The sequence below is a fragment of the Dyella thiooxydans genome (assembly GCF_001641285.1).
Classification (GTDB): Bacteria; Pseudomonadota; Gammaproteobacteria; order Xanthomonadales; family Rhodanobacteraceae; genus Dyella_A; species Dyella_A thiooxydans.
Genome location: NZ_CP014841.1, coordinates 1,729,349 through 1,748,973, shown reverse-complemented (window position 1 = coordinate 1,748,973; position 19,625 = coordinate 1,729,349). Strand labels below are relative to the sequence as shown.

15 protein-coding genes are annotated in these 19,625 nt (G+C 68.5%); all 15 read left to right on the top strand.

What is annotated here, in order from left to right; translation table 11 throughout:
- Positions 1-6: 6 nt before the first annotated feature.
- Positions 7-1,890, top strand: coding sequence for a type VI secretion system baseplate subunit TssF (gene tssF, locus ATSB10_RS07830; RefSeq protein WP_063671869.1), 1,884 nt, complete (start codon positions 7-9; stop codon positions 1,888-1,890).
- On the top strand, positions 1,854-2,876 hold the full coding sequence (tssG, locus tag ATSB10_RS07825) for a type VI secretion system baseplate subunit TssG (RefSeq protein WP_063671867.1): 1,023 nt from the start codon (positions 1,854-1,856) through the stop codon (positions 2,874-2,876). Before tssF ends, tssG begins: the two co-directional genes overlap by 37 nt.
- Positions 2,877-2,972: 96 nt before the next feature.
- Positions 2,973-5,708 (top strand): type VI secretion system ATPase TssH, encoded by a 2,736-nt coding sequence (gene tssH / locus ATSB10_RS07820; RefSeq protein WP_063671865.1) that lies wholly within the window; start codon positions 2,973-2,975, stop codon positions 5,706-5,708.
- Between the two features lie 144 nt (positions 5,709-5,852).
- Positions 5,853-6,869 (top strand): M35 family metallo-endopeptidase, encoded by a 1,017-nt coding sequence (locus ATSB10_RS07815; protein ID WP_063671863.1) that lies wholly within the window; start codon positions 5,853-5,855, stop codon positions 6,867-6,869.
- A gap of 310 nt (positions 6,870-7,179) precedes the next feature.
- Complete coding sequence (locus tag ATSB10_RS07810) at positions 7,180-8,283, top strand: phosphatidylinositol-specific phospholipase C domain-containing protein (RefSeq protein ID WP_063671861.1); 1,104 nt, start codon at positions 7,180-7,182, stop codon at positions 8,281-8,283.
- Positions 8,284-8,434: 151 nt separating this feature from the next.
- Positions 8,435-8,929: a hypothetical protein gene (locus tag ATSB10_RS07805; RefSeq protein ID WP_063671859.1), complete on the top strand. Its 495-nt coding sequence runs from the start codon at positions 8,435-8,437 to the stop codon at positions 8,927-8,929.
- Positions 8,930-8,981: 52 nt separating this feature from the next.
- A complete protein-coding gene (locus tag ATSB10_RS07800; RefSeq protein WP_236886529.1) occupies positions 8,982-9,491 on the top strand; it encodes a DUF6795 domain-containing protein in 510 nt (169 codons plus the stop codon).
- Between the two features lie 27 nt (positions 9,492-9,518).
- Positions 9,519-10,688 (top strand): lipase family protein, encoded by a 1,170-nt coding sequence (locus ATSB10_RS07795; protein WP_063671857.1) that lies wholly within the window; start codon positions 9,519-9,521, stop codon positions 10,686-10,688.
- Positions 10,689-11,040: 352 nt separating this feature from the next.
- On the top strand, positions 11,041-11,331 hold the full coding sequence (locus ATSB10_RS07790; protein ID WP_017462846.1) for a PAAR domain-containing protein: 291 nt from the start codon (positions 11,041-11,043) through the stop codon (positions 11,329-11,331).
- A gap of 103 nt (positions 11,332-11,434) precedes the next feature.
- A complete protein-coding gene (locus ATSB10_RS07785; protein ID WP_063671855.1) occupies positions 11,435-12,730 on the top strand; it encodes a tetratricopeptide repeat protein in 1,296 nt (431 codons plus the stop codon).
- A 23-nt stretch (positions 12,731-12,753) separates the two neighbouring features.
- Positions 12,754-14,787, top strand: coding sequence for a type VI secretion system Vgr family protein (locus ATSB10_RS07780; RefSeq protein WP_063671853.1), 2,034 nt, complete (start codon positions 12,754-12,756; stop codon positions 14,785-14,787).
- A gap of 11 nt (positions 14,788-14,798) precedes the next feature.
- On the top strand, positions 14,799-15,338 hold the full coding sequence (locus ATSB10_RS07775; protein ID WP_063671851.1) for a DUF6931 family protein: 540 nt from the start codon (positions 14,799-14,801) through the stop codon (positions 15,336-15,338).
- 58 nt (positions 15,339-15,396) lie between these two features.
- Positions 15,397-16,728: a type VI secretion system-associated FHA domain protein TagH gene (gene tagH / locus ATSB10_RS07770; protein WP_063671849.1), complete on the top strand. Its 1,332-nt coding sequence runs from the start codon at positions 15,397-15,399 to the stop codon at positions 16,726-16,728.
- 25 nt (positions 16,729-16,753) lie between these two features.
- Positions 16,754-18,094: a type VI secretion system baseplate subunit TssK gene (gene tssK / locus ATSB10_RS07765; protein WP_063671847.1), complete on the top strand. Its 1,341-nt coding sequence runs from the start codon at positions 16,754-16,756 to the stop codon at positions 18,092-18,094.
- Between the two features lie 166 nt (positions 18,095-18,260).
- Positions 18,261-19,625: a type IVB secretion system protein IcmH/DotU gene (gene icmH / locus ATSB10_RS07760; protein WP_063671845.1), complete on the top strand. Its 1,365-nt coding sequence runs from the start codon at positions 18,261-18,263 to the stop codon at positions 19,623-19,625.

The following is a 19,625-nucleotide window of genomic DNA, read 5'->3' as shown; positions in this document are numbered from 1 at the left end:
CGCGCCATGGACCCCCGCCTGATCCGCTACTACAACCGCGAGCTGCAGCACGTCCGGGAGATGGGCGGCGAGTTCGCCCGCGAGTACCCGAAGATCGCCGGCCGCCTGGGCCTGGAAGGCTTCGAGTGCGCCGACCCCTACGTCGAGCGCCTGCTGGAGGGCTTCGCCTTCCTCGCCGCGCGCGTGCAGCTCAAGCTCGACGCGCAGTACCCGGTGTTCACCCAGCATCTGCTGGAGATGGTCTACCCGCACTACCTCGCCCCGGTGCCGTCGATGGCGGTGGTGCAGCTGCAGCCGGACCTGAAGGAGTCCGCGCTGGCCGGCGGTCACGTCGTGGCGCGGCACACTGCACTGCGCAGCCAGACCGGTCGCGACGACCGCACCGCCTGCGAGTACCGTACCGCGCACGACGTCACGCTGTGGCCGCTGGAGCTGGCCGAGGCGAAGTATTTCGAGACGCCGGCAGCGGTTGCCGCGGCGGGCATCCCGATCCCCGAGGGCAAGCCGGTCCGCGCCGGCCTGCGGCTGAAGTTCCGTGTCACCGCTGGTGTGCCGGCCCATGCGCTGGCGCTGGACCGGCTGCCGATCTTCATCGCCGGCGCCGACGAGCTGCCCAAGCGCCTGTACGAGCAGTTGCTCGGCAACGCGGTCGGCTACCTGGTGCGGACCCACGGCGCCAGCGGTCCGGTCAGTGCCAGTTACCCGGCCGAGGCGATCCTGCCGCGCGGGTTCGCCGACGAGGAGGCACTGATTCCCTACACGGCGCGTTCGTTCAGCGGCTATCGCCTGCTGCAGGAATATTTCGCCTGCCCGGAGCGCTTCCTGTTCGCCGAGTTCACCGGCCTGCGCCAGGTGCTGGCCCGCGCGCAGGGCAGCGAATTCGAGATCGACGTGCTGCTGGACCGCAGCGTGCCGCGCCTGCACAACGCCGTGGATGCGGGCAACTTCAGGCTGTTCTGCACGCCGGCGATCAACCTGTTCCCGCGTCGTGCCGACCGTATCCACCTGCAGCCCGGCAAGAGCGAATACCACGTGCTGGCCGATCGCACCCGGCCGATGGATTTCGAGATCCACTCGATCAGCGAGGTCGACGGCTTCGGCGACCGGCAGGAGCCGGAGTTGCGCTTCCAGCCGTTCTACGGCTGCGACGAGCGCAGCTGGCACAGCGGCACCGCCGCGTTCTACACGGTGCGCCGCGAGCCGCGCCTGCTCTCCTCGCGCCAGCAACTGCACGGTGCGCGCTCGAGTTACGTCGGGCACGAGCTGTTCGTCTCGCTGGTCGATGCGCGCGACGCGCCTTACTCGACCTCGCTGCGCCAGATCGGCATGCAGTTGCTGTGCACCAACCGCGATCTGCCGTTGCACATGCCGGTGGGCAAGGGCACGACCGACTTCACCATGGAAGCCGGGGCTCCGGTGCAGGCGATCCGCTGCGTGGCCGGGCCGACCAAGCCGCGCGCGCCGACGGCGACCGGCGAGACCGCCTGGCGCCTGCTCAGCCACCTGCAGCTCAACTACACCTCGCTGCTCGGCGAGGGTGCCGACCAGGGTGCCACCGCGCTGCGCGAGATGCTCACGCTGTATTGCGACGAGTTCGATTCCGGCGCCCGCCGGCAGATCGAAGGCGTGAAGTCGGTGCGCTCGGCGCCGATCGTGCGACGCATCCCGGTGCCCGGACCGATCAGTTTCGGCCGCGGGCTGGAGATCACGCTGACCTGCGACGACAGCGCGTTCGAGGGCACCGGTGCCTACCTGCTCGCGTCGGTGATGCAGCACTTCTTCGCGCGCTACGTCTCGGTGAACTCCTTCACCGAGACCGTGCTGCGCACCCTGGAACGCAACGAGGTGGCCCGATGGCCGGCACAGCTGGGCAAGCGCCAGACCCTGTAGCGCCGCTCGCGGCGCTGCGGGACGAGCCGGAACGCTTCGATTTCTTCGACGCGGTCCGGCGGATCGAGTGCGCGCACCCGGACAAGCCGCGACTGGGCGAGTCGACCAAGCCGTCGGAAGATCCGGTGCGGCTGCGCCATACGCCTTCGCTGGCCTTTTCGCCGCGCAGCCTCGACCGCTTCGAGCCGGCTTCCGGCGAGCAGCCACACCGCCTGTACGGCCTGTTCCTCGGCCTGTTCGGTCCGAACGCGCCGCTGCCGCTGCACCTGACCGAGTACACCATCGATCGCCAGATCAACGCGCGCGACCGCACGTTCAGTGCGTTCGCCGACATCTTCCACCACCGGATGATGAGCCTGTTCTACCGGGCCTGGGCGGATGCGCAACCCACCGTGCAGTACGACCGGCCGAAGCAGGACCGCTTTGGTTCCTACGTCGGTGCGCTGGTCGGCCTGGCGACCCCGCATGCCGGCGATCGCGACGCGATGCCCGACCGCTTCAAGCGCTTCTTTGCCGGCCGCCTGCTGACCCAGGCGCGCAGCCCGGAAGGGCTGCGCCAGCTGCTGCAGGATTTCTTCCGCGTGCCGGTGCGGGTGCTGGAGTACGTCGCCGAGTGGATGCGCCTGCCGGACGAGTCGCACCTGCGGCTGGGGTCGTCTCCCCAGGTGGCCGGGCTGGGCCGCACGGCGGTGCTGGGCGATGCGGTATGGGAGGCGCAGCAGCGCTTCCGCCTGCGCATCGGGCCGCTCGATGCCGCGCAGTTCCGTCACTTCCTCCCGGGTGAGGAGGCCTTGCAGCAGCTCGTCGCCGCGGTCAGGACCTACGTCGGCGAGGAAAAGGCCTGGGACGTGCAGCTCGTGCTCCGGCGCGAGGACGTGCCGGTCACCCGCCTGGGCCAGTCCGGCCGCATGGGGCTGACCACCTGGCTGGGCCGGCGCGACCAGCTCACCGATGCCGACGACGTCGTGCTGCGTCCTGCGGGCTGAAGAGGATGCGCATGCCGACGATCGTCACTGATTTCCGCTTCCTGTCCTGCGCCCTGCGCGCGGGCACCCACCGCTAACCTCGCAAGGATCCACGCCATGGCCGACATCAGCCGCAGCGCCCTTTTCGGCAAGCTCAACAAAATCGCCTACCGGGGCATCGAGAGCGCCACCGTCTTCTGCAAGCTGCGGGGCAACCCGTACATCGAGCTGGTGCACTGGATCCACCAGATCCTGCAACTGCAGGATTCGGACCTGCACCACATCGTCAAGCAGTTCAACCTCGATCCGTCGAACCTGGTGCGCGACGTCACCGACGCGCTGGATCGCCTGCCGCGCGGCTCCACCAGCATTTCGGACATCTCCAGCAACGTGGAGGAAGCGGTCGAGCGCGCCTGGGTGTTCGCCACGCTGATGTTCGGCGAGGCGCAGGTGCGCACCGGCTACCTGATCGTCGGCATCCTGCAGACGCGCAGCCTGCGCAATGTGCTGGTGGGCATCTCCAAGGAGTTCGAGAAGATCAAGCTGGAGACGCTCACCGATCGCTTCGAGGAAGTGGTCGACGGCTCGCCGGAGAACAATCAAGCCGCCTCCGACGGCTTCAGGATGGGCGGCGCCGTACCCGGCGAAGCCAGCGGCGCGATGGGCCCGGCGCAGATGGGCAAGCAGGAGGCGTTGCGCCAGTTCACCGTCGACCTCACCGAGCAGGCGCGCAGCGGCAAGCTCGACCCCATCGTCGGCCGCGACGACGAGATCCGCCAGGTGGTGGACATCCTGATGCGGCGTCGGCAGAACAACCCGATCCTGGTCGGTGAGGCCGGCGTCGGCAAGACCGCGGTGGTGGAAGGCTTCGCCCAGCGCATCGTGCGCGGCGACGTGCCGCCGTCGCTGAAGGACGTGGAGCTGCGCACGCTGGACGTGGGCCTGCTGCAGGCCGGTGCCAGCATGAAGGGCGAGTTCGAGCAGCGCCTGCGCTCGGTGATCGAGGAAGTGCAGGCCAGCCCGAAGCCGATCATCCTGTTCGTCGACGAGACCCACACCCTGGTCGGCGCCGGCGGTGCCGCCGGCACCGGCGACGCGGCCAACCTGCTCAAGCCGGCGCTGGCGCGGGGCACCCTGCGCACCATCGGCGCCACCACCTTCGCCGAGTACAAGAAGCACATCGAGAAGGACCCCGCGCTGACCCGCCGCTTCCAGACCGTGCAGGTCGACGAGCCGAGCGAGGAGAAGGGCATCCTGATGATGCGCGGCGTGGCCAGCGTGATGGAGAAGCACCACCGCGTGCAGATCCTCGACGAGGCGCTGGAGGCGGCGGTGAAGCTGTCGCATCGCTACATCCCCGCGCGCCAGCTGCCGGACAAGGCGGTCAGCCTCCTCGACACCGCCTGCGCCCGCGTCGCGGTCAGCCAGCACGCGGTGCCGCCGGAAGTGGACGACACCCGCAAGCGCATCGAGGCGCTGGAGACCGAGCTGGCGATCATCGTCCGCGAGAAGACCGTGGGTGTCGACGTGACCGAGCGTGAGGCCCTGGTCAACGAGAAGCTGGCTACCCAGCGCGAGCGTCTGGAGAAGGTGGAAGCCGACTGGGCCGCCGAGAAGGTGCTGGTCGAGCAGATCCTCGCCATCCGCGCCAGGCTGCGCGGCGACAGCGCGCCGGTGGAAGGCACCGGCAGCAAGCTGGAGGCCTCGGCCGAAGCGACCGCCGTGGCCGAGGATCCCGCCGCCGCCGTCGAGTTCGACGATGCCGCCCGCGCCGCGGCGCTGGAGGAGCTCAAGAAACTGCAGGCCCAGCTCACCGAGCTGCAGGGTGAGAACCCGCTGATCCTCCCGACCGTGGACATGGTCGCGGTCGGCGCGGTGGTCTCGGACTGGACCGGCATCCCGGTCGGCCGCATGGTCAAGAGCGAGCTGGAAACGGTGATGAACCTTGCCGGCCTGATGGGCAAGCGGGTGATCGGCCAGGACCACGCGATGGAGATGATCGCCAAGCGCATCCAGACCAGCCGCGCGGGCCTGGACAACCCGAACAAACCGATCGGCGTGTTCATGCTCGCCGGCACCTCCGGCGTGGGCAAGACCGAGACCGCGCTGGCGCTGGCCGAGGCGCTGTACGGCGGCGAGCAGAACGTCATCACCATCAACATGAGCGAGTTCCAGGAGGCGCACACGGTCTCCACCCTCAAGGGCGCGCCTCCGGGCTACGTCGGCTACGGCGAGGGCGGCGTGCTGACCGAGGCGGTGCGTCGCAAGCCGTATTCGGTGGTGCTGCTGGACGAGGTGGAGAAGGCCCACCCGGACGTGCACGAGATCTTCTTCCAGGTGTTCGACAAGGGCGTGATGGAGGACGGCGAAGGCCGCCGCATCGACTTCAAGAACACCCTGATCCTGCTCACCACCAATGCCGGCACCGAGATGATCGCCAGCATGTGCAGCGATCCGGACCTGATGCCCGACCCGGAAGGCATGGCCAAGGCCTTGCGCGATCCGCTGCTGAAGATATTCCCGCCGGCCTTGCTCGGCCGCCTGGTGACCATCCCGTACTACCCGCTCAGCCCGACCATGCTCGGCGAGATCGTCAAGCTGCAGCTCAACCGCATCAAGAAGCGCATCGAAGGCCGCTACAAGATCCCGTTCGAGTACGGCGATGACGTGGTGAAGCTGGTGGTCGAGCGCTGCACCGAGAGCGAGTCGGGCGGCCGCATGATCGACGCCATCCTCACCAACTCGATGCTGCCGGACATCAGCCGCGAGTTCCTCAACCGCACGATCGAGGGCAAGCCGATCGAGAAGGCGAGCGTGGGCGTGAAGGATGGGGAGTTCAGTTATGCATTCTGAGTCGGCCCCGGCTCCGGACGGGATCGGTCCGGACAGAGTTCGGGGGCGTGGATGCCTGGGCCTATCGGCGGGCCAGCTGACGGATGACCGGATGCGGGAAGCGATGAATCTTCATGGGCGGAGGCTGCGCCCGAGGGAAGTACGATGAACGACTACAAGAAGCTGATGAAGTTTATCGAGGCCCAGGCGCTGCTCGCTCCGGTCTCCCCGGGGGAGTCGACCCGAGACCTCTACACCTATTTCCACGAGAAGCTGGACAACCCGTCGAACGATCGCGGGGACGTCAGGGAGATGGCGAACCGGGCCCTGCGGGTGGCTGGGCTCAGGCCACGGAACTCGAGCCAGGCGTCGACCCTGGATGCGCCGGAAAACGCGGATCTGAGGGCCCGCGCCGCCGCGCTTCTGGCGATGTCGATCATTCGCGACATGAGCGAAAACGAACTGACCAGCCAGTACGCACGCCTGCGCAAGCTGAATCAGTCGGCGGTGCTCTCCGAGTTGCGCGTGACGCTCAAGAAGGGCGACGTGGTGCAGTCCCGGAAACACCCCAAGCTGGAGATGAAGAATTTTTCGAGCGCGGGAACGCGTGCCAGCATCTGGAGGCACGAAATCGAGGATGCCTATGAGAAGACGCACGGCATGCTCCTTCAGTGCGAAATGCGCTTCCTGGTCGGCGGCACGACGTTGACGGGCCCCCTCGATACGGCCTTCAGGGCGTACTTCGGGGATCCGGCGGCAGTCGTCGATACGTCGGCACTTCCCTTCAGCGATGCATCGAAGCCGGTGTGGACGCCGTCGAACCAGACGCGGCTCGAAGTGGTCCGGGAGGTGATGCGCAGGGTTTGCAGGAACTTCGTGCGGCAGTCCATCCGCATCTACTTCGGTGGGCGCAGTATCGATGACGGCACGTTTGCCTACGTCAGCGGGAAAACCAATCCCACCAAGATCCACGTCGGCGGGCAGTTCTTCACCAAGGGGAAGGAGGGTCTTGCCAGCGAGGCCGGCACCATCGTGCACGAGTGCACACATACCTTTGCCGGAACGAAGGATCACAAATACCGCGACGACCCCTGCAAGCAGCTGGCGATCAACGATCCGGCCAAAGCCATGGCCAATGCCGACAGCTACAAGTTCTTCGTCGAGGCCGCGTTCGGATCGTGACCGGGCGCGAAGTGTGCCGGGAGATCACTGGCTGCGCTCATTCCCGGCACCCGCCGCCACCGAGGTGCCGGGATGGGATGGAATTCGGTAGTCGGAGCCGGACGCGAGGACATGGTTCCGGAGCCGCCGACGTCAAGCCAGCCGGGCTCTCCCTATGGGGGGCGTGGCTGGAAAGGGCGCTCCAGGGCCTGGAGGCCGGGAGAGCGCACGGGGATTCTGGCCAGCGGCTGCCGGCGCGAGGTGCCAGGAAATACATGTCGGGCGGGCGATCAGAACGCCTGCCGCAGACGCCAACCATGGGGTGATAGCCGTGATCGAATACTACGACCTTGGACCGGACAAGAAGCTCAACGAAATCGTGATGGCCGGCAGCCACGACGCCGGCATCACCGGCGGCGGGAGCAACGTGCAGACCCAGGACCGGGACATCTACGAGCAGGCCAAGGCCGGCGTGCGCATCTTTGACCTGCGCATCGCGCTGGCGACGACGGGAGGAACGCACGACGGCGCAAAGCTCGCCGAACTGAAGGCCTTCCATGCCGACAAGAAGCTGGTGTCGAACAGGACGACCACCCGCCACGTGGGCAGCCTGGGCACCACCCAGCAGGTCGAGCGGAGCAAGCTGCGAGGCGGCGCCTTCGGCATGAACCTGAGCAACATGCTCAGCCAGGCCAAGCGCTTCGTCGACGAGAATCCCAACGAGTTCCTGCTGCTGAAGTTCGACAAGTCGACGAACTGGCTGCTGATCGCCGAGGCCTGCGTGAACTATCTCGACAGCGCGCTGTACACCGGGGGCGGCAATCTCAATACCAAGACCCTGCGCGACCTTCGTGGCAAGGTCGTCCCGCTGTTCGTCGAGTCCGGCATGCAGGCCTTGCGCTCCGCGAACGTCAACGGGCCGGGCATCGGCATCCTGGGCATCAAGAACATGAAGGATGACAAGGGTGGTTACAACGACCGCTACGAAGGCATCCAGTATTACGGCAAGGGTGGCACCAATCCCTTCAGCCCGTTCAAGAAAACCAAGCAGAACGTCACCAAGCAGTCCGATCTGATGAAGAAGGGTGGCCAGGGCAACCCTGCGGTCATGGGCATGATGTACTGGACGAGCACGGGCCTGTTCGAGAGCATCAAGGATCGCAACGACGGCATGTGGACGCAGCCCAACGTGGACAAGCTCAAGCGCATGTGGTCCCAGGGGCTGGAACAGGCGATCCAGGATCGCGCGGGCAAGTACGCGCAGATCAATGGCTTTGGTGGAGGGCAGCGGTTGAAGGCGTTCCTGCCCAATTTCGTGATGATCGATTTTGCCGACCCGACGAAATGCGGGGAGATCTTCGAGCTCAACACCACGCCGGTCACCGTGATGGTGGACGCTTTCGGCCTCGGCCAGCACCGTATCCGCCAGGCCTGAATTGTTGGGGGGCCTTGCCGCGCAGGGCCCGCCGCGAGTTTCGGGACGTGCGCCGGTATCGCGCATCCAGCCACCCGCCTACCTCGGTTGCTGGGAGGAGCGGGATGATCCGGCCGCACGTGGGTCCAGGGAGTCGGGAGGGAGCAAACGCATGGCTGCAGACAGCTTCGAATACGAGGTGGCCAGGGGGACGAGAAATTCGGCCGATCCGCATGACGACCCCGGTGCGCGCTGCGCCGCCGGTGGACGGCGCGCAGTGAAGGAAACCGACCCGAACCGCATTCCGATCATCCGCGAGTGGGAGTACGCATCCGGTCGTGTCATCGCCTTTTCCAGGATCGACTCATGCCTCGGTGCCATCCAGATCGCCGACAACCGACGGCTGAGAGGTGCCCACTTCTCGATGTTCGCCTCCGGCTTGCCCTACGACACGGTGCAGTTCGCGGCGGCGATGGCCGCCGCGGGCTTCCAGGCGAACCTGCCGATCCTGTATTTCGGCGGCGGCGTCCAGGACTGGCTTCAGGGCCTGGGCATGAATGCCTACATGGGCGTTGCCCCGTTCGCGCACCCGGTCGCCGACGCCGCCCAGCGGCAATGGATCTTCGAAATGGACAATGGTGCGTTCACCTACCACTCGATGGCGTAGCACGGGCGGCGTCGCGCAGGCAGCGCGCGGCGCCGCGGATCGGGAGAGCCGGATGATGGGAAAATCAGCGGACGGGCGGGGATTCCGGCGATGGTCGCCGGTATGGCTGGCGATGCTGGCACTGGCTGCGATGGGAGAGGTACAGGCGATGGGAAAGATGTGCATGTTTTCCGCGGTGCAAGGTGTGGTGACCGAGCACGGCAAGCCGGTGCAGGGCGCGGTGATCCGGCGTGGCTTCTTCTGGCACTGGAAGAGCGAGCGCGGCTCGGACGAGGCGACCACCGACGAGCAGGGGCACTTCGCGCTGCCCGCGATATGGCGCAGCTCGCTGTTCGGCGCGCTGCTGCCGCATGAGCCGGTGGTGGAGCAGCAGATATCCATCGAGTACGGCGGCAGGAGCTACGTCGCGTGGAGTTTCATGAAGGGCTCGTATCGGGAAAACGACGAGCTGTTCGGGCGTCCGCTGGAGCTGCGCTGCCCGCTCGAGAACGAGCCGGTCAAGCACCGGCTCAAGGAAGACCATGTCGAGCACGACATTTTCGGGATCTGCGAACTGCCCTGAACAACCTCCGGACAAATGGACACTGTCATGACGGACTTCACGCCAACCGAAGCAGCACGCATCGCCAGGGGCGTCTACGGCCTGCGCACCGAAACCGTATCGGGACTGGCGCGAAATCATCGCGATCTGGGCTGCGAGGGCATGTTCGCGGTTGACGACAGCTCGCGCTTTGTCGGCCGCTCCGGTGGCCTGGTCGTGTGCAAGAAGCTCACCGGCTTCGGCTACATCGCCGCCGGCGAGGGACGCCGGCAGGGCGAGGTGCTGATCGCGACGCGCGGCACCGACATGCCGCTGGACTGGCTCAGCAATTTCAACATCGGCGTACAGATCGGACCGGGTGGGCACCTGGTTCATGCCGGCTTCCACGACATCTGGAAATCGTTCGCCGCCGACATCGCCGAATTCCTGCGCGGGCGCAATCCGTCGGTGGTCCACTGCGTGGGGCACAGCCTCGGCGGCGCCCTGGCCAATCTCAACGCCGACTACCTGAGCAGCAAGGGCGTGGCGAGCGTGCGCCTGTACACCTTCGGTGCGCCACGTGCCGGTACGGTGCCATTTGCCCGCGCGCTGACCCGGCGGGTCGGAGCCGCCCACATGTACCGTGTCCACCACCGTTCGGATCCGGTGCCGATGATCCCCGTGTTTCCGTTCCAGCATGCGCCTGTCCGCGGGACCATGTACGAGCTGACCGGCCGGCACACGGGGCTGATCAACAGCCAGGCGCATTCGATGCTGGGCAGCTACATGCCGGGTGTCGACGAACTGGACTGGCTGGCGCTGGCCCGCCAGGGGCAGGACGCCATGGCCGACGCGCACACGCAATCCTGGCTCGACCAGGTCGCCGGAGGCGGTGGTGGGATCATCCCCTTCGGCGCCCGCGCACTGCAGATGATCGGCCGCGCGCTGGGCTGGTTGCTGCGGCAGGTGCGGAATGTCCTGGTGGGCGTGCTGGGAACGGCGGCCACGGTGGGAATGACGGTGCTCGACCAGCTGGCCTGGATGATCAGCCAGGCGGCACAGTTGTCGATCAGCATGTCTTCCTACGTTGGCACGCTCATCGCCGCGATCTTCCGCTTCCTTGGCCGTACCGTCATGACCGGCGTGTCGATGACGATGGCCTTTGTCCGCTGGGTGCTCGATCTGCTCTACAGCAGCCTGGGCAACGTCGCCCGGCTCGCGCTCTCCGTGCTGAACTAGGGCGCGGGCGAGGCATCCGCCGGCGGGTGCCCCGCGGGGCGTCCTGGGGGCTTCTCCGCCACCTGGACGGAAGCGGCGGTATGACCCCGGGGTCGGGAAGGGGGCGGCCCTGGCCGGCCCCGGGCGCCCGTACCCGACGCGGCCCGCGGCTGTGCCGGCCCTCGCCCGCGGGCGATTGTGACGGCGTGATCAATTCCGCGGGTCTTTTACGCACCTAACCATGGAGCGCCATGCCGGCCGGTCGTCGCAGACGGGCCCAGGCGCACAGCCATGGGGGAGGTGCCGGATGTTCCAGTCATGCCGTTTGCTTGCATTCGCCGCGCGTCGTGCCGCGGATGCGGGGCGCTGAGCCATGCCGCAGCCTGCAGCCCGCGTGAGCGATATGCACGTCTGCCCGATGGTGACGGGTGTGGTGCCGCACGTCGGTGGTCCGGTCAGCCCGCCCGGCAAGCCGACCGTGCTGATCGGCGGTCTGCCCGCCGCCCGGATGGGCGACATGGCGATCTGCGTCGGGCCGCCGGACACCATCGTGATGGGGGCGCCGACCGTGCTGATCGGCGGTCAGCCCGCCGCGCGGATGGGTGACACCTGCTCGCATGGCGGCACCATCGTGCTGGGCTGTTTCACCGTGCTGATCGGTTGAGGGGGATTCCATGCGATCCGCGACCCGCTCGATCCCTTCCCGTCGCAAGGCCCCGCCGCTCTCCCCAGCGGGCCGGGCATTTGCGAGCCAGCTGCAGGAAGCCATGCGGGTACACCAGGCCGGCGACCTGGACGCGGCCGAGCGCCTGTACGGAGAGGTGCTCGAGCTGCATGCGGCGCAGCCCGATGCGCTGCACTTCCTCGGCGTGCTGGCGCATCAGCGCGGGCGCAGCGACGAGGCGGTGCTGCTGATCAGCTCGGCGCTGAAGATCATTCCGAAGCACCCGGACGCGCACAACAACCTGGGCAACGTGCACAAGGAGTGCGGCCGGCTGGCCGATGCCGAGCGCTGCTACCGCAGGGCGCTGGCCTGTGCACCGGAGCACTACCAGGCGCAAAGCAATCTCGCCGTGGTGCTGGAGGCGCAGGAGCGGCTGGACGAGGCGTTCGAGGCCTACTCGAAGCTTATCCAGCAGGCGCCGACCTACGCCCACGGCTACCACCGGCTCGGCCTGTTCCTGCGCAACTACGCGCAGAACGAGGAGCACCTGGAGCAGTCGGCCGAGTGCTTCCGCCAGTCGTACGAGCACGACCCGGCCAACGTGCGCGCGCTCGAAGGGGTGGGCGTGGCGCTGTACATGCTCCATCGGCATGACGAGGCCGCCGATGTCTATCGCCAGTGGCTGGAGCGCGAGCCGGACAACCCGGTGCCGCGCCACATGCTCGCCTCCTGCGGCGCCACCGAGGCGCCGCCGCGCGCGGCCGACGACTATGTGCGCGATGTCTTCGACGGCTTCGCCGAGAGCTTCGACGAACAGCTGATCCAGAATCTCGGCTACCGGGCGCCGGAGGTGCTGGTGGGCATGCTGGATGAGGTGACGCCTGCCGACGGCGCCTCGCTCGACGTGCTCGACGCCGGCTGCGGCACCGGCCTGTGCGCGCCGCTGCTGCGCGAGCGCGCGCGCCGGCTGGTCGGGGTGGACCTGTCCGGTGGCATGGTCGACAAGGCCCGGTTGCGGGGAGGCTACGACGCGCTGGAAGTGGCCGAACTCACCGCCTGGCTGGAGGCGCATCCGCAGGCATTCGACCTGATCGTCTCGGCCGACACGCTGGTGTACTTCGGCCAGCTCGGCCCGGTGCTCGCCGCCGCGGCCGGGGCGCTGCGCCCCGGTGGCTGGCTGGGTTTCACCCTGGAGGCGGTCGAGGGCGACGGCGAGGTGGCCGAACTCACCTCCAGCGGCCGCTACCGCCACTCCCGCTCCTACGTGGAACACCTGCTCGCGGCCAGCGGGTTCGACGCCGTCGTCGTGCGCGGCGACACCCTGCGTCGCGAAGCGGGCAAGCCCGTGCACGGCTGGGTCGTCCGGGCGCGCCGCAGCCACTCACCCGACGGCGCCTGAGCGCACTACGACGGACCCCGCCCATGGCACACGCGATCACCGTAACCAGCGACGCCGAGAGCACCCTCCTGTTCGTGCGCATGAGTGCGACCGAGGGACTCGGGCAGCTGTTCTCGTTCGAGCTGCACCTGCTCAGCGAGAACGCCGAAGTCGACCTGCGCAAGCTGCTCGGCACGCCGATGGCGGTGAAGCTGGTCGACGAGGACGGCACCACGCGCTACTTCCACGGCATCGTGGCGGAGGCCGAGCAGACCGGCTTCGAGACGATCTCCAAGGTGCGCTACGCCGGCTACCGCGTGCAGCTGGTGCCCAAGCCCTGGCTGCTGTCGCAGAAGATCGACTGCCGCATCTACACCGAGATGGACGTGCCGTCGATCGTCAAGGCGGTGCTCGGCGACATCGGCTACGCCGACGTCAAGCTCAGCCTCACCGGCAACTACCCGCAGCGCGACTACTGCGTGCAGTACCGCGAGAGCGGCCTGAACTTCATCAGCCGGCTGCTGGAGCAGGAGGGCATCTACTACTTCTTCACCCATGCGGCCAACGCGCACACCCTGGTGCTGGCCGATGCGCTGGGCGCCCATGCGGCCACCAGCGGCTTCGAGCACGTGCCGTACTGCCCGCCGACCCAGCGCGGCGGGCGGCAGGCCGGCTCGATGACCCAGTGGCGCACCGCCGAGCAGGTGCGTTCGCTGAAGGTGCAGCTCACCGACTACAACCCGCTCACGCCGAAGACCTCGCTGCTGGGCACTGCGACGCTGAGCGGCTCGGAATACCACGGCGTCGGCGGCCTGGACGTGTTCGACTATCCCGGCCCGCACGAGACCGCGGCGGACGGCAACCGCTACGCGCAGGTGCAGGTCGAGGCGCGCAACGCGCTGCACAAGGCCTGCCACGGGCAGACCGACGCCTTCGGCATCGCCTGCGGCGCGCTGTTCACGCTGCAGGACTTTCCGCTGCAGGCGCTCAACCGGGAGTACCTGGTCACCAGCACCCGCATCGAGCTGTGCGACCCCGGCTACTACGGCGGCGCGGATGCGGGCCAGGAGCCGTTCCGCTGCGACCTGCAGGCGATCCCCAGCAGCCAGCCTTTCCGCAGCCTGGCCACCGCGGCCAAGCCGCGCATCGCCGGCCTGCAGACCGCGGTGGTCTGCGGCAGCGACACCGACGAAGACATCGCAGTCGACAAGTACGGCCGCGTGCAGGTGACCTTTCCCTGGAACAAGCCGGACAAGCCCAACGCCAAGAGCTCCTGTCCGGTGCGCGTAGCCTCGCCGTGGGCCGGCAAGACCTGGGGCGCGGTCAGCATTCCGCGCGTCGGCCAGGAGGTGGTGGTGAGTTTCCTGGAAGGCGATCCCGATCGGCCGCTGATCATCGGCAGCGTCTACAACGCCGACAACATGCCGCCGTATTCGCTGCCGGACAACAAGACCCAGTCCGGCGTGAAGTCGCGCAGCCTGCTCGGCGGTGCCGACGACGCCAACGAGCTGCGCTTCGAGGACAAGAAGGGCTCCGAGCAGTTCTTCATGCACGCGCAGAAGGACATGCTCGAGGAGGTCGAGAACGACCACACGGTCACCATCGACCACGACGAGAAGGTCACGATCAAGAACGACCAGACGCTGGAGGTCGGCAACGACCAGACCGAGACGGTCAAGCACGACCGCAAGGTCACCGTGCAGAACGACGACACCCTCGACGTCACCGCCAACGGCACCACCAGCATCGGGCAGAAGTTCAAGCTCAGCGCGGGCACCGAGATCGAGCTGGTGACCGGTGCGTCCAGCATCACCATGAAGAGCGACGGCACCATCGAGATCAAGGGCGTCAACATCAAGATCACCGGCGATGTCGGGGTGAAGATCGAAGGGCAGGTCGAGGTCGGCATCAAGGCGGGCGCCACCATGGACATCGGCGCCGGCGCCAGCCTGAAGGCGCATTCGGACGCGATGCTGGAGGTAGCCGGCAGCGCGATGACCACGGTCAAGGGAGCGATGACCACCATCAAGGGCGACGCGATGACCCAGGTCTCCGGCGCCATCATCATGATCGGCTGACGGGGACGCACATGTCGGCAGTCATTCACGCCTCGGTGCAGATGGAGCTTCCCGCGGAAGCCAATGCGGTGCTTCGCGCGGAGATGACTCCGCAGGTGGCCGTGCAGGCGCTGCTCGCCGCCGGTCGCCCGCAGGACGCGCTCACCCTGCTGGCCCGCCTGCTGCCCAAGCGCTACGCGGTGGCCTGGGTGTGCCAGTGCGCGCGCGAGCAGGCGCTCACCCAGGAAGACCGCGCCGGCGCCTCGCTGGCCGAGCAGTGGGTGCGCGAGCCCAGCGAGAGCAATCGGCGCGCCGCGTTCGAGTTCGCCCACGCCGGCGGCTACAGATCGCTGGGCGCGTGGATCGCCGCCTCGGCCGGCTGGTCCGGCGGCAGCCTGGCGCCGGCCACGCAGGAGACGCCGGTGCCGCCGCCCGAGCATCTCACCGCGCGTGCCACCGTGGCGGCGATCAACCTGCTGGCGGCGCTGGAGCCGGCCGAGTTCGATGCCCGGCGCAAGGCCTTCATCGAGCGCGCGACCAGCCTGCTGCAGGCCGGAGGAGGGGAGGCATGATCCGCTGCCCCGTCCACCCGCGCCGGTCCGACTTCCGCCACGAAGAGGAGCGCTGAGCGTGTCGTCGATTCCCACCCTGGTCCTGGCGGTCACCGGCGTGCACGCGGCGCAGTTCGGCGCGCGCGGGCAGAAGGCCTTCGAGGGGCGCGATGGCAGCATCGGTCGCTCGGAGGATTGCGACTGGGTGCTCAGCGCGTCCGGCGTGTCGCGGGTGCACGCGATGATCCGCTGCCTCAACGGCATCTATTTCATCGAGGACCGCAGCACCAACGGCATGCTGCTCAACGGCGTGCCGCTGGTGAAGGGCGACCCGTCGGCGCTCAAGCATGGCGACCGCCTGCAGATCGATACCTTCGAGGTATCGGTGAGCGTGCAGGTGGCCGGCGCGGCGGCCGTTCCGCCTGCGCCCCCGGCGCCGCAGGACGTGTTCTCCACGTCGCCGCTGCCGGCGGCCGCCCCGATGCCGATGGCGCGCGATCCGCTGGACGACTTCCTCGACCTGGGCCCGGCATCCCGGCCGCCGGCCGATGCCGGGCTGATCCCCGATCCGGTGGCGCCGGCCGGGGGTTCGCTCGATCCGTTGAGTTTCCTCGACGAGCCGTTCGCGCCGTCGCCGTCTCCCGCCGCACCGTCGCCGGACTGGAACCACACGCCGGGCGTCTCCGACCACTTCCGTCCGCCGTTGCAGGAAGGCCAGCGGGCCGCCCAGATGCTGCCGGAAAACTGGGACCTGACCGTGGGCGATTTCGGTGCGCCGGCGGCATCGACGCCGGCTCCCGCTCCGGCGCCCGTCCCGGCGCCGGCCCCGCCGCCGGCCGCCTGGACGCCGCCGGCACCGGCTCCCGCGCCCGCGCCGGCCGGTGCTGCGATGCCGGCGGATATCGAGCAGATGCTGTCGATCGTGGTCGACGGCGTGATGGATGTGCTGCGCGCACGCGCGGAGATCAAGAACACCTTCCGCCTGCCGGTGACGATCATCCAGCGCTCGGAGAACAACCCGCTGAAGTTCGCGCCGAACGCGGAGGAAGCGCTGCAGAAGATCCTCTCGCCACCGAACGCGGCCTTCCTGTCCGGGCCTTCCGCGTTCGACGACGCATTCGACGATATCCGCTGCCACCAGATGGCGATGCTCGCCGGCGTGCGCGCCGCGTTCGAATCGCTGCTGGCGCACTTCAACCCCGACCGCTTCGAGCAGGAGGCCGACGGCGGCAAGCGCTCGGCGTTCGCCGGCAAGGGACGCTACTGGGAAAAGTACCGCGAGCACTTCGAAGGGCTGGCGAAGAACCCCGACGAATGCTTCCGCCGGCTGTTCGGCGACGAGTTCGCGCGGGCCTACGAAGAACAGCTGGCGCGCCTGAAGTCGGCGCGCCGCAACGCCGCGCGGCGATGACATTTCAGACACGGGCATCGATCCGATGACGCAAAACAACAAAGTGGTTTGGAGCGAAGGCCTGTTCCTGCGGCCGCAGCACCTGCAGCAGAACGAGCGCTACCTGGAGCGCTTCGTCGAGCTGCGTGCCGGTGCGCTGCGGCCGTACAGCTTCGGCTTCACCGAGCTGGAGCTGGAGGCCGACCTGTTGGCGGTGGGCAAGCTGGGCATCAAGCGGGCGCGGGGCGTGCTGCCCGACGGCACGCCGTTCGCGATGCCGTCCGACGACCCGCTGCCGCCGCCGCTGGACGTGGATGCCAACTGGCGCGACCAGACCATCTACCTGACCCTGCCGCTGCGCTCGCCGACCCAGCCGGACAGCGGCCGGCCCGAGGCGCCGGCGGAGAAGCTGTTCCGCTTCCGCGTGCGTGAGGCCGAGGTGCGCGACGCCTCCGGCAGCACCGACGGCACCGCGGTGCTGGAAGTCGGCGGCATGACCAGCCGGCTGCTGCCCGAGTCGCAACCGCTGGAGGGGCTGACCCGGCTGCCGCTGGCGCGGGTGGTGGAGTGCCGCTCCGACCGCCGGGTGATGCTTGACGAGGGTTTCATGCCGACCGGCCTGCGCTGCGAGGCGGTACCGCGGCTGGTGACCTTCCTCACCGAGCTGCTCGGCCTGCTGCACCAGCGTGGCGAGGCGCTGGCCAGCCGCGTGGCGCTGACCGATCGCGGCGGCGCCGCCGAGATCGCCGACTTCCTGCTGCTGCAGGTGGTCAACCGCTACCAGCCGCTGGTCGCCCACCTGGCCGAGGCGCCGCTGGCGCATCCGGAGGAGTTGTACCGGCTGATGGTGGCGATGGCCGGCGAGCTGGCCACGTTCACTGCGCCGGGCAAGCGGCCGCCGGCGTTCCCGGCCTATCGCCACGAGGCGCTGCGCGAGAGCTTCGAGCCGGTGATCGCCGCGCTGCGCGCCAGCCTGAGCGCGGTGATGGAACAGACCGCGCTGGCGATCCCGCTGCAACAGCGCAAGTTCGGCGTGTGGGTGGCGGTGGTGCCGGATCTCTCGCTGCTGGACACCGCCGCCTTCGTGCTGGCGGCCAAGGCCGACCTGAAGTCCGAGGAGCTGCGCCGGCAGTTGCCGGCGGTCTCCAAGATCGGCCCGGTGGAGAAGATCCGCGACCTGGTGAACCTGCAGCTGCCGGGCATCGGGCTGGCGCCGATGCCGGTGGCACCGCGGCAGATTCCCTACAACGCGGGCTACCTGTACTTCGAGTTCGACCGGCACTCGCCGATGTGGCGTGAGCTGAAGACTTCCGGCGGCATCGCGTTCCATTTCGGCAGCGAGTTCGCCGGGCTCGATCTGCAACTCTGGGCGATCCGGGGAGGGTGAGGCGGACCATGGCTTCCTTCAGTACTGCGTTGCCGTCGAGCGACCCCGATCCCGCGGTCATGGAGCGGCCTCCGCTCGTACGCCCCGTCATGTCATTCCCCTTCATGGATGCACGCGCCCGCCACCCGCGGTGCGGCGCATCCGCAAGACACCCGCAGGCCCAGCCATGAACACGCCGAACGGCCCCGGTCATCCTCCCGGTTATCCGCCGGTGCCCGACGACGCCACCATCGTGCGTCCGCGCGGCACCCAGCCCGCCGCTCCGGCACCTGCATCGCATGCGCCGCCGCCGGCAGCGCCCGCATACGCGCCTGCACCGGCCGCACCGGCACCGCGGGCCGACATCAGCGAGTTCCTCGGTGGCGGCATGAATCCGCTGGTGCAGGCGGCCGCGCCGCTGTTGCTGCTGGGCGTGCAGCTGCGCCACAGCGTGTCGCCGCCCGATGCCACGCGCCTGCGCGAGCAGGTGACCACCCAGGTGCGCCGCTTCGAGAGCCATGCCAATGCCGCCGGCCTGCCGGTGCAGACGGTCACCGCCGCGCGCTACGTGCTGTGCGCGATGCTCGACGAGTCGGTGCTCAATGCGCCGTGGGGCGAGCAGAGCGGCTGGGCGCAGAAGACCCTGCTGGTGACCTTCCACGGCGAATCGTACGGCGGCGCCAAGTTCTTCCAGATCCTGGAACGCCTGTGCGCCGACTTCAGCCGCCACATCGACCTGATCGAACTGATGTACCTGTGTCTGGCGCTGGGCTTCGGCGGGCGCTACCAGATCGAGGCGGGCGGGCGCGCCAGGCTGGCCGACATCCAGGAAGACCTCTACCGCCGGATCAAGGCGCAGCGCGCACCGGCCGCCGACGAACTGGCGCCGCACTGGCGCGGCATCGAGGACCGGCGCAATCCGCTGATCCGCTACGTGCCGCTGTGGGTGATCGCGGCCGCGGCTGCCTGCGTGCTGCTGGTGGCGTTCCTGTTCTTCTACACGCGGCTCAACACGCTGTCCGCGCCGGCCAGCGCGCAGATCGCGCAGATCGGTCTGGAGAGCGCCACGCCGCCAGACACCACGCGGCTGAACCAGGCCACGCCGCCGGCGCCGCACAAGACGCTGAAGGAACTGCTCGCACCGGAGGCGCAGGCCGGCCGGCTCGAGGTGATCGACCAGAGCGACGGCAGCGAGCTGGTGCGGTTGAGCGGCTCGGACATGTTCGCCTCCGGCGGTGTGGACGTGAGCGCCGCGGAGATCCCGCTGCTGCACCAGATCACCGCCGCGCTGAACCAGGTGCCGGGGCGGGTGATCGTGGTCGGCCACACCGACGACCAGCCGATCCACTCGCTGCGTTTCAAGGACAACTTCGAGCTGTCCGCGGCGCGCGCCCGCGCGGTGGTGCAGATCCTGGCCCAGGGGCTGGACAACCCGGCGCGACTGGAATCCAGCGGCGCCGGCTCGTCGCAGCCGATCGCACTGCCGCCGAACCTGCCGGCCAACCGCACGCGCAATCGCCGCGTGGAAATCAAGTACATCCCGGAGGGCTGA